This window comes from Ochrobactrum sp. Q0168, from assembly GCF_016427605.1.
In the GTDB taxonomy this organism is placed as follows: domain Bacteria; phylum Pseudomonadota; class Alphaproteobacteria; order Rhizobiales; family Rhizobiaceae; genus Brucella.
Genome location: NZ_JAELXQ010000002.1, coordinates 327,774 through 343,076 on the forward strand (window position 1 = coordinate 327,774; position 15,303 = coordinate 343,076).

Below are 15,303 nucleotides of genomic sequence, written 5' to 3' on the forward strand. Positions count from 1 at the left end.
GTCAGACTTCCGGTTTTGCGGCAAGCGGCGTGGCGGGTGCGGCACTCGACTGATAGGCGGCCTCGACAAGCGCCATGGTGTGCCAGGCGTCTTCGACCGAGCCGACGAGTTCGGCATCTTCGCCGGTCGCGAAACGCTGCAACTGAGCCATGCGGTTTAAGAAAGCGTCGGGGAACCACGCGCCTTCCAGCGGCACGGAAACCCAGTCTTCGGCACCCTTGGGCTTGATCCAGAGCTCGTCCGGCTCGCCGCGCGGATAGTCGAGATTGACGCCCAGTTTCACATAGGCCGCACCCTCGGTGCCGCAGATGCGGAACTCGCAGGCCTGAAATTTGCGACCGAAATCATGGTCATGATTGACCGAAAGCGCACAACGAACGCGGTCGCCATAATCGAGAACCGCAGCCGTGCGGGTCTGAGCGACCTCGTGGTTCGGATGACCGATGGTCTTGGCGTAAACGCCAAGCGGATTGCCGAGCAGACCGCGGATAAAATCCAGATAATGGATCGAATGCATGGCGATTTCGATGCGCGGCAGACCTTTCAGGAACGGCCACAGGCCCCAAGGCGTGGCAAGCGCCAGCCAGGCGTCGAAATCCACCACTTCGCCGAGCCAGCCCTTATCGACGGCATCGTAAAGCGCGAGCATCATCGGCGCGAAACGCAGCTGGAAATTCACCGCCGCTTTCAGATTGCGCGCGCGGCAGACTTTCAGAATTTCCGTTGCGCCAGCCAAATCGCTGCCCATCGGCTTCTGGATCAGAACGGCTGCACCTTCCGGCAATTGCGACAAGAGTGCTGCATGGGCCGATGGCGGCGTGGCCAGATCGAAGATCGCGCCTTCGACGGCAATCGCTTCCTCAGCGCTGGCAAAAGCCTTGACGCCCCACTGGTCGGCAAGTTCCCGCGCCTTGTCCAGATTGGGATCGAAAATGCCCGCAACCGGAAAGCCGCCCTTCTCATAGGCGGGCAGATGCGCGTCGCCGACAATGCTGCCCGCGCCGAAGATCACGATGGGTTTTGGCTTGGACGGCTTGGCCCACCATTGACGCAAGGTCTTCGGATCGAAAGCCTCAGTCATGATGGAACACCTCTTCCATCATTGCCCACCACTCGCCCTCTTTGCGGGTTTCGAGCGGCTTCTGGCATGGCATGCAGACGGACCACCATTCCTGATTTTTCGGATTATCGGCCATCTTCTTCATGTCGGCCTCAAAATCGGTGCCGACATATTCCCATGTACCGAACAACAGGTTTTCCGGCTCTTTGAGGAAGATCGTATAGTTGGTGATGTTGCATTCGGAAATGAGCGCCAGAATTTCCGGCCACACGGCGGCATGCAACTCCTTATATTCTGCGATCTTTTCCGCATTGAGCCCGATCACCATGCCCATGCGCTGTTTTACGGGCGTGGTCATGCGGCCTCCACGATCTCGCGGGTGAATTCCGAAATCGACCGGGCGCGCACTGCGTCCCAATCCCATTCGATGCCAATACCCGGCTCGGACGGGGCAATGGCGCGACCGTCGCGGATTTCCATACCCTTGGTGGTGAGGTCGTCGAGCTGCGGAATATATTCGACATAACGACCGTTCTGCACCGCACAGACGAGGCTGACATGCAGCTCCATCAGGAAGTGCGGGCAGACCGGAATGTCGAATGTTTCCGCCGCATGGGCCACTTTCAGCCAAGGTGTGATGCCGCCGATGCGCGCCACGTCCACCTGTACGATGGAGCAAGCGCCCTTCTGCATATATTCGCGGAAATGGCGGATCGAATAGATGGATTCGCCCACCGCAATCGGCGTCGGGGTTGAGCGCGTCAGGCGGATATGGCCGTCGAGATCGTCAGCAGGAAGCGGCTCTTCGATCCAAGCCAGATCAAGCTCCTTCAGGCGCTCGGCGCGACGAATGGCTTCGTCCACAGTGAAGCCCTGATTGCAATCGGTCATGATTTCGAAGCCATCACCGAGGGCCGCGCGCACAGCGGACAGGCGCGCATAGTCTTCAGAACCGTGCGGCTTGCCGATCTTGACCTTGGAGCCGGTGAAGCCCTTGGCCTTGGCCTGCAATGCATCCTCGACCAGCGCTTCTTTCTCGATATGCAGCCAGCCACCTTCGGTGGTGTAGAGCGGGCAGCTTTCCTTGGCGCCGCCTGCGAGCTTCCAGAGCGGCAGGCCCTGCTTCTTGGCGCGCAGATCCCAAAGCGCGGTATCGACCGCGGCCAGCGCCAGCGCGGTGATCGCGCCGATGGTGGTGGCATGGGTTGCGAATTCCAGCTTGCGCCAGATGGCCTCGATGCAATCGGCATCCTCACCGATGATCAGCGGCACGAGATGGTCGCTCAACAGGCGCATGACCGACGAACCGCCAGTGCCGATCGTATAGCTGTAGCCCGTGCCGACTGCGCCGTCGCTATCGGTGATGGTGACAATCGGCGTTTCCTGGCTGACAAAGCTCTGGATCGCGTCGGTGCGCTTGACCTTCGGCGGGAGGTCGACCATGCGCAGTTCAACTTTTTCGATACGTGCCATGGTCAGATAGCCCCATTCTCGGCCAAAGTCTTGCCGCTTACGGCATCGAACAGATGCGCCTGCGACAGATCGAGTTGCATGGTGATGGTTTCGCCCGGTTGCAGGTGACGCGGGTTCAGCATGCGCGCCACCCATTCCTTGCCCGCAAATTCCACGAAAACCAGCGTTTCATTACCGAGTGGCTCGGTGATCGACACGCGCATGTCTTTTTCGTGCACGGCGTCACCGGTGGAAATACCATGGCCCTTCGGGAAGATATCGTCTGGACGCAGGCCGAACGTCACCTTGGTGCCGTCCTTGGTCTTGCCCCGGAACTGGGCAGGCAGCGGGAGGCGGTCGCCATTGGCGAAGACCAGATCGCCGCCCGTCACTGTCGCCTCGCCCATATTCATTGGCGGGGAGCCGATGAAACCGGCGACGAACTGCGTTGCCGGACGCTTGAAGACTTCATCCGGGGTTCCGGCCTGCTCGATATGGCCGTCGCGCATGATGACGATGCGGTCGGCAAGCGTCATGGCCTCGACCTGATCATGCGTCACATAGACGACCGTCGACTGCACCTTGGCATGTAGCTTCTTGATTTCAGTGCGCATCTGGGTGCGCAGCTTGGCGTCGAGGTTCGACAGTGGTTCGTCGAACAGGAACACTTCCGGGTTACGCACGATGGCGCGGCCCATGGCAACGCGCTGGCGCTGACCACCGGAGAGCTGCGCCGGGCGGCGCTCCATCAGCGCTTCCAGACCGAGAATGGCCGAGGCTTCATTGACGCGACGGTCGATTTCCGCCTGCGGTTGCTTGGCGATCTTCAGCGAGAAACCCATATTCTCGCGCACCGACATATGCGGATAAAGCGCATAGGACTGGAACACCATCGAGATGTTGCGGTCGCGCGGCGGCAGATCGTTGACTTGCTTGCCGCCGATTTCCAGCGTGCCGTCGGAAATGGATTCCAGACCCGCGATCATGCGCAGCGTCGTGGACTTGCCGCAGCCGGACGGACCGACCAGTGCCACAAATTCCTTGTCCGCGATTTCGAGATTGATGCCATGCACCACGCCGACATTGCCGTAGCGCTTGACGAGATTTTTGATGGAAAGCTGAGCCATAGTTCTATCAACCTTTAACCGCGCCGAACGTCAGACCAGCAACAAGGTGTTTCTGGACGATGAATGTGAGGGTCAGCGCCGGAATAATCATCACGACCGCCAGCGCGCACATGCCGCGCCAGTCGATGGTGAATTCAGCGGTGTAATCGAGAAGACCGACAGGAAGGGTCTTGGAATTGACGGAACGGGTGAGCTGGGAAGCCAGCGCATATTCGTTCCACGAGGTGAGGAAGGCAAAGATGCCTGCCGTCGCGATGCCCGGACCGGCCAGCGGAAATTCCACCTGCCAGAAAGCCTGCCAGCGCGTGCAGCCGTCAATCTGGGCGGCTTCCGCAAGATCCTTCGGCACCTGACGGAAGAAGCCGTCGATCAGCCAGATCGTGAATGGCACATTCAGCGCCACATAGGTGAGGATCAGGCCGAAATGGGTGTCGATGATGCCGACGCGGGAAAACACCATGAAGAGCGGCAGTGAGAGCGCGATGCCCGGCACCGAGCGCGTCAGCATGAAGCCGAGGAAGGTTGCCGACTTGCCCCAGAAGCGGAAGCGCGCGAAGGCATAACCGCCCGATACGCCGACGATCAGCGCAATCACGGTGGAGGTCACCGAGATGATGAGCGAATTGCGGAAATAATCCCAGACCGGAATACCGCCGGCGCCAGCGCCCGAGAACATGGCGCGATAAGCCTCGAAGGTGATTTCCTGGGGAATCCAGACCGGCGGTTTCGCCATGATCTCGACCGGCGGTCTGAGCGAGGAAAGCACGATCCAAAGGCCCGGCAGGCAGATGACGGTCATCGCCAGAAACAGGCCGATGAGATAGGCGATTTTCTTGAAACGGCGCAGCAGACGATGCTGGCTGTTGCTGAGTGTTGTTGTAGCCATGATTACCACTCCGCTCCAATCTGCGTGCGTGCGGACGCAAGTTTGCGGAAGAACAGGACGGTGAAGAGGATCGAGAGCAGGATCGCGACATAGGCCATGGCATTGGCCATGCCCATCTGCGCATCCGCATAGGCCGTGCGGCCAACCAGCGTCCAGATTAGTTCTGTGCGGCGCGCCGGGCCGCCATCGGTCATGATCTTCACAATGTCATAGGCGCGCGCCACATCCAGCGAACGGATGGTCATCGCGATATAGGCGAAAGGCATCAGGTAAGGCCAGATGACGTAACGGAAGGTCTGCCAGGGCGTGCAGCCATCGACGCGCGCGGCTTCCACCGGATCCTGCGGCATGGACAGAAGCCCGCCCAGAATGAGGATCGCGAAAACCGATGTGGACATCCAGACTTCCGCCAGCAAAATCGCCACCAGCGCCAGATTGCCGTCGATCAGCCAAGGAATGGCGGTATTGGTCAGGCCCAGCGACTGCAGCGCATTGTTGACCAGACCGATATTGTCATTGAACATGAACTTGAACTGGAAGCCGACGAGCACCGGCGAGAACATCATCGGGAACATCATCAGCGTGCGCAAGACGCGCTGGCCGCGCGTCGCCTTGTTGACGAGCATGGCAAGGCCGAGACCGAGCAGCATTTCCAGATTGAGCGCAATGGTTAGGAAAACCACCGTGCGAATGAAGGCCGCCCAGAACACCCAGTCGGTCAAGATGCGCTGATAGTTGCGGAAACCGATGAAGTTGAACAGGCTCTCGGGGCGCGTCAGCCGGAACGGCGTGAAGCTCGAATAAAGCGACAGCGCGAGAGGAAAGAGAACCACCGCTGCGAGGATGATAAAGGCCGGAAGCAAAAGCAGGACCGGCGGGGAAAGTCTCTTGAACATTGCTCTTCCAAATAGCGGATTGGCAAACAGTGGAATTGGCAACCGGCGAAGCCGCCTCAGCACTGCCACTGGCAAAAAAGGCCCGCCCCAAAAAGGCTTCAGGGCGGGCCCATGATTTTATCAGGCAGGATCAGAGCTCGCCGGCATCCTCAAGAATCTGCGTCGCCTTTTTGGCAGCGTCGTCGAGAGCCTGCTGGGAGGTCTTGTCGCCAAGGATCGCAGCCTGAAGCTCAGGATAGACAGCGTTGGAGATTTCGATCCAGGATGGGGTCTGCGGAACCGGGAAAGCGGTCTTTGCCGTTTCCTGGAACACCGACAGCACTTCCTTCTTGTATGGATCGGAGGCGGCCTGCTGGATGACGTAATCCCAGACAGCGGTGCGGGTCGGCAGTGTGCCCGCGGCAGATTCCTGCTTCTGCGAATCTTCGTTGGTCAGGAACCAGACGAGCGATGCAGCAGCTTCCTTCGTCGGGCAGGCTTCCGTTACCGAGAAACCATGATGACCCGACCAGCCGGTGCGCTTGCCGGACGAACCGGTCGGCGCCGGAGCGATGCCGACATTGCCAGCGGCCTTCGACGACTTCGGATCGTTGAAATAGGTCGCCCAGCCCGGCCAATCCAGATTGATTGCGATGGTGCCGGAAGCAAAGCCTGCACCCAGCTCATCCCACAGATAGTTGGTCGTACCGGCAGGAACGGCCTTGGCCTTGTAGAGATTGACGAACCAGTCGAGGGCGCGAACACCGGCTTCCGAGTTGAAAGCAGGCTTGCCGTCCTTGAGGTAATCGCCGCCTTCAGCGACCAGCATTTCATAGAAGCGGCCATTGATGGCTTCTTCCTTGCCCGCAAACTGCGTGCCGTAGAAATTCGGCGGATCGGCGAAGAAGACAGCCTGATCCGACACTTCCTTCCAGGTCTTGGCCGGCGCGAGGTCGTAGCCGTATTTTTCCTTGAAAGCCTTCTTCTTGGCTTCGTCGCTGAAAAGGCTCTTCTGATAGTAAAGCGCCGAAACGTCGAACTGCGCACGTGGCAACATGATCAGCTTGCCATCGAGCGTCGAAGCCTTGATGACCGACGGCACGAAACCGTCGATTTCGTCCTTCGGCACGAGCGCATTCAGATCGGTATACAACGTCGTATACTGCGGCGCGAAAGACGAGTGGTTGGAACCGACGCACCAGTTGATCGAACCGGAAGCGATGTCGGACTTGATTTCCTTGTCCAGCTCGAAGTGGTTCTTCTTGGAAAGGATATTGACCTTGGCGCCGGTCGCCTTTTCCCATTCGCCGATACGCGAATAGAGCGCTTCATATTGCTGACCGCCAATGAGCTTGGCGTTGATCGTCACACCTTCAAACTTGCCCGGCAGATCGGCTGCAACCGCCGGGGCCATCCCCACGGCCAGCAGCGCAACGCCTGCCAGAATGTGCGATTTGAATTTCTGCATCTCTTCTCCTCCTAAAACGGACACTCCCTGTCCGCACCCCCGGTTGTGAAGGTTGTATTTATATGCAAACATAGTATTCAAGAACGGTCAAGGCGTTTTATCGCGCATATACGACTTTCACACCTGACAATGTTTGTATATGAATTGGAAAATTCACGAAGGCCACCTTGGGGGGAACACATTTGGAAACCGATGACCGCTACCGCGCGCCCGCGCTGGACAAGGGCCTGGATATCCTCGAATTGCTGGCTGGCGTTGACGGCGGACTGACGCAGGCCGAGATCGCCAAGCATCTGGATCGCAGCCCGAACGAATTCTACCGTATGCTCGACCGGCTGGTGAAACGCGGCTATGTCACCAAGCTTGAGGGCGACCGCTATTCGCTGACGCTGAAGCTGTTCGGCCTTGCCCAGTTGCATGCGCCGGTGCGCCGTCTGGCTTCTTTTGCAACGCCCTTCATGCGCGAGCTTGCCGACCGTTCCAAGCAGGCAAACCAGCTCGCCGTGTTCGACCGCGGCTCGGTGGTGGTGATTGCGCAGCAGGAAGCGCCGGATTACTGGGGCATTTCGATCCGCGTCGGCTCGCATATCAGCCTGTTCGACACCGGGTCTGGCCATGTGCTGCTTGCCTTCCGCTCGCCGGAAGAGCGCAAGTTGATGATCGCCGAATATGACAAGGAAAGCGATCGCATCGATCTCGACGCGAGCTTCTACGAACGCCTCGACCAGATCCGCGAGCGCGGCTACGAGATGATGCCGAGTGCGCAGGTTGCGGGCGTCTATAACCTCTCCGCCCCGATTCTCGGTCCTGACGGTACCTGCATCGCGGCACTGACATGCCCTTATGTGACGCTGGTCAATTCGTCTTCCGCACCGGACATCACCCAGACAATCACCCTGTTGCAAAAGACCGTGCAGGAACTGTCGAAGCTCGTCGGCGCTGACCTTTCCACACTGGATTAGGGCTGGTTCCGTCCGGTTCGGATCACGCCTTAAATTCTTATTTGAAAACTATCTTCTTTTTTGAAAATATCGGGATAGGAGGAATCTCTATGCTGATCGATACCCATCTGCACCTGATCGACAAAAGCGCGCTCAGCTATCCATGGCTTGGCGACGTGCCGGCGCTTGATCGGGATTTTCTGTTCGACACCTACCGCCAGCAGGCGGAACGCTGCGGCATCGCCGCCGCCCTGCATATGGAAGTGGATGTCGCGCCTGAAGCCATTCAGGCTGAAACGGACCACATTCACGAACTTTCCGTCGCGAATGGCGGCTTCATCAAAGGCGCGATTGCATCCTGCCGCCCCGAGGAAGATGGCTTTGCCGCCTATTTGGAGCGCCAGCTGGCCGATCCTTTTGTCAAAGGTTTTCGACGTGTGCTGCATGTCGTGCCGGACGCCCTTTCGGAGGGCGCGTTGTTCCGCGAAAACCTGAAGCGCATGGACAATACGCGCCTGACTTTCGATCTCTGCACCCTGCCGCATCAGATCGACAAGGCCATCGCGCTTGTCGATCTCGCGCCGGGCCTGCAATTCGTGCTCGACCATTGCGGCGTGCCGGACATCAAATCGGGCGCACTGGAAAGCTGGCAGAAGGGCATCACCGAGATTGCCCGCAGGCCGAATGTGGTGGCGAAGATTTCCGGTGTGGTGGCTTATGCCGATGCTGAAAGCTGGACTGCCGAGACCATCCGCCCCTATGTCGAACATGTCATCGAGGCTTTCGGCTGGGACCGCGTGGTATGGGGCAGCGACTGGCCGGTCTGCACGCTGGCAAGCTCCGTCGATGCCGGTCTTTCGACATGGGTGGCGACGACCCACACCCTGCTTGAAGGCTGCGGCAAGGACGAAAAGGCGCGCCTTCTCTCTGAGAACGCGCGCCGTATCTGGAACCTGTAAGTAGACGAGAACAGCTTTCTCCTCGACCCTCATCCTGAGGAGGCTCCCTGAGCGAAGCTCGGGGAGACGTCTCGAAGGATCGAGGGATAGGAAACGCAGTGACTGGCTCCTCACCCTTCGAGACGCCTCCTTCGCAAGCTCAGGAGGCTCCTCAGGATGAGGGCGGAGGGGGAGACAGGTCGGCGTAGCGGTGAATACCAGCGGTCAGAAGCTTTCGCGGAACAGCCTGTTCAGATCGGCGATCACCTGTTCTGCCGATTCATTGCCCTGAAGCCCCGTGTTGATGCGCTCTGACGCCGCTTCCTGGAACGGCATATAGCCATCGTGGCGCGGGCGCACCCAAGCGCCTTCCAGCGTTGCGCGCGTATCGCGATAGAAGCCCGAGGTGGCCGCATTCACGCCCTCGTCTTCCCATGCTTCCGCATGGCCGGGCTGGCCGTTGGAGGCGGCATAAAGCCCCTTCTGCACCGCGCCGCTTGCCACCCAATAGGCAAAATCGATGGCCGCTTGCGGGTACTTCGTAAAGGCAGACACGGCAATGCCGGTGCCGCCCAGAGCCGAACCTGCAACACCCTTCACGCCTGCCGGAATATCGGCAAAGCGGATCAGACGGTCGCGGAAACCCGGCATGGCATAGTTCACATAGCCATAGATCAAAGGCGCGCAGGCAATGCCGGAATCGGGCTTTGCCATTTCTTCGAACACCGCGATCGGGTCCATAGCGAAGCATTCCGGCTTCACCAGCGCAGCGATTTCCCGCAACTGTTCAAAAGCTTTCACGCCGTCTTCAAGGCTGATCAGCTCGCCTTCGGTCGCGCAAGGCGAACCGTTATTGGCCGCCAGCGTGTAGAAAGACATCAGCGAATGCGGCGAGCGCAATGGCAACAGCACCTTGCCCGCGCGCGCCAGTTCCAGCACGTCGGCCCAGGTGGCGGCAGGCTTTCCCATCAGGTCCGGCCGCCAGGCCTGAACCTGCGTGGCCGCATCGAGCGGAAACGCCCATTGACGGCCCTGCCAGTTATAGCTCGGGAAGGATTGACCGACCGAACCGTCGGCAAGCGCTTTCAGCTCGGCTTCGCGGCCCGGCACATCCAGCGGCAGCAGGCAGCCTTCCTTGGTGATCTGCCCGACATGCGGATGATCGATCACGATCATATCGAAATTACGCGCCAGTTCCTCGACCGGAAAAGTCTCGAAATCCTGCAAGGAGCGCTTTTCCCATTCAATCTCGACGCCTTGGTCGCCCAGCCATTGCTTCGCACCGGCAACCATCGGATCATAACCGCGCGGATGGCTCCAGGTCATGCCTTTCAGCTTGATCGCACTCATAGTCCGAATTCCTCACGAATTGCCTTGCTGTTTTCACCGATGCGGGGCGCTGCTCGCTCTGTCCTGTGGCGTTGGCCGTTGATGCGCAGCGGCGAGCGGGTGGTGGTGATGGAGACATTGTCTTCACGCGTGACGGTCTGCAGCATGTCGAGAACCGAGAAACCGTCGCTGGCCAGAAGCTCTTCCCAATTGAGAACGCGGGCGCACCAGATATCCGCCGGTTCCAGAATGGCGAGCCATTCATCCACCGTCTTCTGGGCGATACGGTCCGCGATCAGGCGCTTGATTTCGTCGCGCTTGGTGAACCAGCTCGACGGATCGTCGGCATAGGGCGCCAGCGTGTCGGCTTCCAGCAGCGCCGCCAGTTTCGGGATCGGCGTCATGGCGATGGCGAGATAGGCATCCGCCGCCTGATAGACGCCGTAAGGTGCGGAAAGATAAGCATGTGCGCTGCGGAAATCGGAACGTTTTGGCAAACGGCGTCCGTCATTGAGATGGGTGGTCAGCACTTCGAACTGGAAATCGACCAGCGCTTCGAGAAGGCTGGTTTCCACATGCGCGCCCTTACCCGAAATGCCGCGCCGCACCAGTGCAGCGAGAGTACCCTGCGCCACGGCAGCGCCCGCCAGCATGTCGGCGACAGCCAGACCAAACGGCACCGGCCCCTGCCCTTCGTCGCCATTGAGCCACATCAGGCCCGAACGCGCCTGCGCCAGCAAGTCCTGTCCCGGACGCTTGACCCACGGACCTTCCTCGCCATAGCCGCTGATGGAGGCATAGACGAGACGCGGATTGATCGCCTTGGCGGATTCATAATCCAGCCCGAGGCGTTCGATGACGCCGGGACGGAAATTCTGGATCAGAACATCGGCCTTGGTAATGAGCTTCTTCAGCGCTGCGATATCGTCCGGATTTTTCAGATCGAGCGCCAGGCTGTCCTTGCCGCGATTGATGGCATGGAAAATCGTCGAATCGCCACCGATTTCCGTATCGCTCAGATAAAGCCTGCGCGACAGGTCGCCGCCGTCCGGGCGCTCGATCTTGATGACCCGCGCTCCGAGGTCCATCAGGCGCAGCGAGCAATAAGGCCCCGACAGAAACTGGCTCATATCCACAACAACGAGCCCGCTCAGCGGCAGTTCATTTTCCGGCATCGGGAAATTCCCTCCTCATGAATTTCTTATGTGAATATAGTCTTCACATATGGATTTATAGAAGGCAAGACTGAAATTGCCCTAAAACAAAAACGCCGCCCGAAACGGACGGCGTTTTGAGAAGGGAAAGTGAAGGCGTCAGTCGAAGGATCAGATTGCGAGTTCGACTTCGCGGCTTGCGGTTTCGAGCAGCGTCCAGACGTGATCGGCCAGCGAGTTCCACACTTCGACGCGGTAGTGCTCCGCATCCCATTTCAACAGGATGATCTGCACGCGGTCGAAGATGGTGCGCGCAGCACCGGGTGCCGCCATCGAAGCCAGATCGAGCGGTGAAGCAGCATTGAGCAGCCATTCGGCCTGCGGGCCGGTGATATCGATGCCGGTCTCGCGGTGGCTTACTTCAACCAGCGCATGCGGCTCGGTCTCATAGAGGCTCGCGAAAGCAGAAATGATCTCCGCGGCCTTGCTGTCGTCGGCCCAGATATACCATTCATCCGGCCCGATGCAGGCGACGGCGATCTCGCCAGTTTTCGCAAGTCCGCCGATTCTGGCGGGGATTGTTGCGCCGAGCGCCTTTTCCGCCAGCGCCAGTTTTCCCGGATTGAAGCGCAGGACAAAGCGTGCGCCCTCGGCGGCGGGGCGAATATCAAGCCGTCCCGGAATGGCAACCGCGCGGCTCGCAAAAGGGTTGGTCTGTTGCAGCATGATGCGATCCTTATCCGTTCAGCTTCTTGCCTTCCGGGTCGTAAAATACGAGCCCGGTGATTTCCGCCTCATGCACGCTGCCATCCGGCATCGGCACGTAAATGGTCTCGCCCGTGCGATCCTTGCCACCGGCGATCAGCGCCATGGCAAAGGAGCGGCCAAGCGTCTCGCTCCAATAGGACGAGGTGACGTGACCGAGCATGGTCATCGGCACGGCCTGTTTCGGATCGGCGACGATCTGCGCGCCTTCCTCCAGAACCAGTTTCGGGACTTTCGGCAGCAGGCCAACCAGATGCTTGCGATCCTTCTTCAGCATATCCGGACGCGCCAGCGAACGCTTGCCGACGAAATCGGGCTTCTGCTTGCCGATGGCCCAGCCGAGCGCGGCATCATCCGGCGTCACCGTGCCATCCGTATCCTGACCGACAATGATATAACCTTTCTCGGCGCGCAGCACGTGCATGGTCTCGGTGCCATAAGGCGTGATGTCGTATTTCTGGCCCGCTTCATAAAGCGCCTTCCACAGCGCCAGACCGTAACGCGACGGGACATTGATTTCGAAGCCCAGTTCGCCGGTAAAGCTCATGCGGAACAGACGAGCCGGTACGCCGAGGAATGTGCATTCCGCGACCGACATATGCGGGAAGGCCTCGTCGGAAATATCCACGCCCTCGACCATCGGCTCGATCAGCCTGCGCGCATTCGGTCCGTTCAGCGCCACCACGGCCCATTGTTCGGTCGTGGACGTTAGCGATACTTTCAGGTCCGGCCATTCCGTCTGGAGATAATCCTCCATCATGTTGAGAACGCGCGGCGCACCGCCGGTCGTGGTCGTGACATGGAAACGGTCCTGCGACAGCCTGCCGACCACACCATCGTCACGGATAAAGCCGTCTTCACCGAGCAGCAGACCGTAACGGCAGCGCCCGACACCGAGCTTCGTCCATGGGTTGGTGTACATGCGGTTCATGAATTCCGCCGCATCCGGACCGACCACTTCGATCTTGCCCAGCGTCGACGCATCGAACATGCCGAGGCTGGTGCGCACGGCCTTGCACTCACGCGCAACAGCCTTGTGCATGTCTTCGCCCGCCTTCGGGAAATACCATGCGCGACGCCACAGCGAGACCGGCTCGAAAGCAGCGCCCTGTTCTTCCGCCCAAGGGTCAATCGGCGTCTTGCGGGTGACGTCGAACAGCTTGCCCCGATTATAACCGCAGAAAGCGCCGAAGGTCGTCGGCGTATAGGGCGGGCGGAAGGTCGTGAGACCGACCTGCGGCGCAGGACGGTCAAGCGCGTCGGATGCAACCGCAAGACCGTTGATATTCGAGGTCTTGCCCTGATCGGTCGCCATGCCGTTGGTGGTGTAGCGCTTGATATGCTCAATGGAGCGGAAGCCCTCGCGCACAGCCAGACGAATATCCTTGGCCGTCACGTCATTCTGGAAATCGATGAAGGCCTTCGCCTTGCCGGGATCGCGATCCGTCGGCAATTCGCGGCAACTAACGCCCGCGCAGATGAAGTCGCCCGCGACCGCATATTCGGCAGCCCTGGCCTTGTATCCGGCATCGCTTGCAGCGGCAGCACCGCAGGCGGCACCTTCACGCAAGGCGGCCTGAAGATCGAAATTGCCGTTACCGGCACCGGCGCAACGGCTTTCTTCCGTGCGTTCGCCCGGCAGATAGATCTGGCGTTCCTCATCCCAGATGAGCGAACCCTTGGTGTGCGAGAACAGGTGCACGCTCGGGTTCCAGCCGCCGGACATCAGCACCACGTCGCAAGCAATGGTGCGCGCCGCACCGACCGAACCGTTTTTGACCGGATTGGCACGAACGGAGGAAACACGATGACGGCCCGCCGTATCGCTGACGGTCCAGCCGGTCAGCGTCTCGATGCCGAGCATCTTGGCACGATTCACCAGACTGTCGGCGACCTGCTCGCGCACATCGATGATGGCCGGAACCTTGACACCTGCAACCGCGAGATCGAAGGCCGTAAGCCAGGCGGAATCATGCGACGTGACGACAACAGCCTTTTCGCCGACCTTGACACCGTAGCGATTGAGATAGGTGCGTGCGGCACCGGCCAGCATCACGCCCGGACGGTCATTGCCCGCAAAGACCAGCGGCTTTTCGATTGAGCCCTGCGCCAGAACGACCTGCTTGGCACGCACCCGCCACATGCGCTCACGCGGGGCATTGGCGGCGGGCTTGGCCTGATGGTCGGTCAGGCGCTGGCAAAGGCCGACCATGTTCTGATGATAATAGCCAATCGCCGTGGTGCGCGGCAAAAGCGTGACATTCGGCAGCGAACCAAGCGTCGCCAGCGTTTCGTTCAGCCAGTCCCAGCTGGTGCGGCCATTGATGACCGGCTCCGGCTCGGACAGAAGCGAGCCGCCCATTTCCGCCTGTTCGTCGCAGAGGAAAACTTTCGCGCCGCTCTTGGCGGCTTCAAGGGCTGCGGCAAGACCGGCAGGCCCCGCCCCCACCACCAGCACGTCGCAATAGGCATAGCGGCTGGCGTAGCTGTCGGGATCGGCCTCGGATGGCGATTTGCCGAGACCGGCAGCGCCCCGGATGAAAGGCTCATAGACCTTGTTCCAGAAGCTCTTCGGCCACATGAAGGTCTTATAGTAGAAGCCTGCAGAGAAGAACATGTAGAAGGCATCGTTGACCGCGCCGACATCATGCTTGAGCGATGGCCAGTGGTTCTGGCTTTCCGCCTTCAGCCCGTCATAAAGCTCCAGCACCGTGGCGCGGGTATTCGGCTCGTAACGCCCCTCACCGCGTGAAACGCCCATCAGCGCATTCGGCTCTTCGGACCCGGCGGAAAGAATGCCGCGCGGAGGGTGATATTTGAACGAACGGCCCGCCAGATGCTCGCCATTGGCGAGAAGCGCCGACGCAAGCGTATCGCCCTCAAAACCGCCATAGGTCTTGCCGTTGAAGGAAAAGCGTACCGGCTTGGCCTTGTTGATGCGGCCTTTATTATTCAAACGCATGTCGGTCATTATTTCGTCTCCGCAGCGGGAGTTTCTGCCAGGACAGGACGCGGCTCACCGGCCTTGTAGGTCGTGACGAATTTGTCGCTCACCGTGTCGCGCACCGCATTGAAGAAGCGGCCGCAGCCATTGATGTGCCGCCAGCGCTCAAAATGCGTCCCACGCGGGTTCGAGCGGATGAACAGGAAATCGCGCCATTCATCGTCGGAATAGGTCGAAGGATCGGCAGGACGCGCAATATGCGCTTCGCCCGCATAGGCGAATTCAAGTTCCGGGCGTTCCATTTCGCAATAAGGGCAACGGATCAAAAGCATGGTGTTTCTCTTGTTTTCAACGCATTTCCGGA

At 59.7% G+C, this 15,303-nt stretch carries 14 protein-coding genes; 2 read left to right on the forward strand and 12 right to left on the reverse strand.

Going from position 1 to position 15,303, the window contains the following annotated elements; translation table 11 throughout:
* Position 1 precedes the first annotated feature (1 nt).
* From JAU75_RS05885 to JAU75_RS05915, 7 genes are all read right to left on the reverse strand, one after another.
* Positions 2–1,081, reverse strand: a complete 1,080-nt coding sequence (locus JAU75_RS05885; RefSeq protein ID WP_199055438.1) for a Gfo/Idh/MocA family protein — start codon at positions 1,079–1,081, stop codon at positions 2–4.
* Positions 1,074–1,418, reverse strand: a complete 345-nt coding sequence (locus tag JAU75_RS05890) for an L-rhamnose mutarotase (protein WP_199055439.1) — start codon at positions 1,416–1,418, stop codon at positions 1,074–1,076. The genes JAU75_RS05885 and JAU75_RS05890 overlap by 8 nt, the downstream gene beginning before the upstream one ends.
* Complete coding sequence (locus tag JAU75_RS05895; protein WP_199055440.1) at positions 1,415–2,533, reverse strand: mandelate racemase/muconate lactonizing enzyme family protein; 1,119 nt, start codon at positions 2,531–2,533, stop codon at positions 1,415–1,417. The genes JAU75_RS05890 and JAU75_RS05895 overlap by 4 nt, the downstream gene beginning before the upstream one ends.
* A 2-nt stretch (positions 2,534–2,535) precedes the next feature.
* Positions 2,536–3,639, reverse strand: a complete 1,104-nt coding sequence (locus JAU75_RS05900) for a sn-glycerol-3-phosphate ABC transporter ATP-binding protein UgpC (protein ID WP_199055441.1) — start codon at positions 3,637–3,639, stop codon at positions 2,536–2,538.
* Between the two features lie 7 nt (positions 3,640–3,646).
* Positions 3,647–4,525 (reverse strand): carbohydrate ABC transporter permease, encoded by an 879-nt coding sequence (locus JAU75_RS05905; protein WP_199055442.1) that lies wholly within the window; start codon positions 4,523–4,525, stop codon positions 3,647–3,649.
* A 2-nt stretch (positions 4,526–4,527) separates the two neighbouring features.
* Positions 4,528–5,421: a carbohydrate ABC transporter permease gene (locus tag JAU75_RS05910; protein ID WP_199055444.1), complete on the reverse strand. Its 894-nt coding sequence runs from the start codon at positions 5,419–5,421 to the stop codon at positions 4,528–4,530.
* A 130-nt stretch (positions 5,422–5,551) separates the two neighbouring features.
* Positions 5,552–6,868 (reverse strand): sugar ABC transporter substrate-binding protein, encoded by a 1,317-nt coding sequence (locus JAU75_RS05915; RefSeq protein WP_199055445.1) that lies wholly within the window; start codon positions 6,866–6,868, stop codon positions 5,552–5,554.
* A 182-nt stretch (positions 6,869–7,050) separates the two neighbouring features.
* Here JAU75_RS05915 and JAU75_RS05920 point away from each other — a divergent pair, with 182 nt between their 5' ends.
* Together JAU75_RS05920 and JAU75_RS05925 are read left to right on the forward strand one after the other, a co-directional pair.
* Positions 7,051–7,830 carry an IclR family transcriptional regulator gene (locus tag JAU75_RS05920; protein WP_199055447.1) on the forward strand — a complete coding sequence of 260 codons (780 nt, stop codon included), beginning with the start codon at positions 7,051–7,053 and terminating at the stop codon, positions 7,828–7,830.
* Between the two features lie 89 nt (positions 7,831–7,919).
* Positions 7,920–8,768 (forward strand): amidohydrolase, encoded by an 849-nt coding sequence (locus tag JAU75_RS05925; RefSeq protein ID WP_199055449.1) that lies wholly within the window; start codon positions 7,920–7,922, stop codon positions 8,766–8,768.
* Between the two features lie 204 nt (positions 8,769–8,972).
* Here JAU75_RS05925 and JAU75_RS05930 read toward each other — a convergent pair whose 3' ends face one another.
* The 5 genes from JAU75_RS05930 to JAU75_RS05950 all read right to left on the reverse strand — a co-directional run bounded on the left by JAU75_RS05930 (position 8,973) and on the right by JAU75_RS05950 (position 15,271).
* Complete coding sequence (locus JAU75_RS05930; RefSeq protein ID WP_199055450.1) at positions 8,973–10,097, reverse strand: extracellular solute-binding protein; 1,125 nt, start codon at positions 10,095–10,097, stop codon at positions 8,973–8,975.
* A complete protein-coding gene (locus JAU75_RS05935; protein WP_199055452.1) occupies positions 10,094–11,251 on the reverse strand; it encodes a CaiB/BaiF CoA-transferase family protein in 1,158 nt (385 codons plus the stop codon). Before JAU75_RS05935 ends, JAU75_RS05930 begins: the two co-directional genes overlap by 4 nt.
* Positions 11,252–11,401: 150 nt before the next feature.
* Positions 11,402–11,956: a sarcosine oxidase subunit gamma gene (locus JAU75_RS05940; RefSeq protein WP_199055454.1), complete on the reverse strand. Its 555-nt coding sequence runs from the start codon at positions 11,954–11,956 to the stop codon at positions 11,402–11,404.
* A 10-nt stretch (positions 11,957–11,966) separates the two neighbouring features.
* Entirely contained in the window at positions 11,967–14,966 is a 3,000-nt protein-coding gene (locus tag JAU75_RS05945; RefSeq protein WP_199055456.1) for a sarcosine oxidase subunit alpha, read from the reverse strand.
* The gene (locus JAU75_RS05950) at positions 14,966–15,271 is read right to left on the reverse strand and encodes a sarcosine oxidase subunit delta (RefSeq protein WP_199055458.1); all 306 of its coding nucleotides are present in this window, start codon (positions 15,269–15,271) and stop codon (positions 14,966–14,968) included. The genes JAU75_RS05945 and JAU75_RS05950 overlap by 1 nt, the downstream gene beginning before the upstream one ends.
* Positions 15,272–15,303 lie beyond the last annotated feature (32 nt).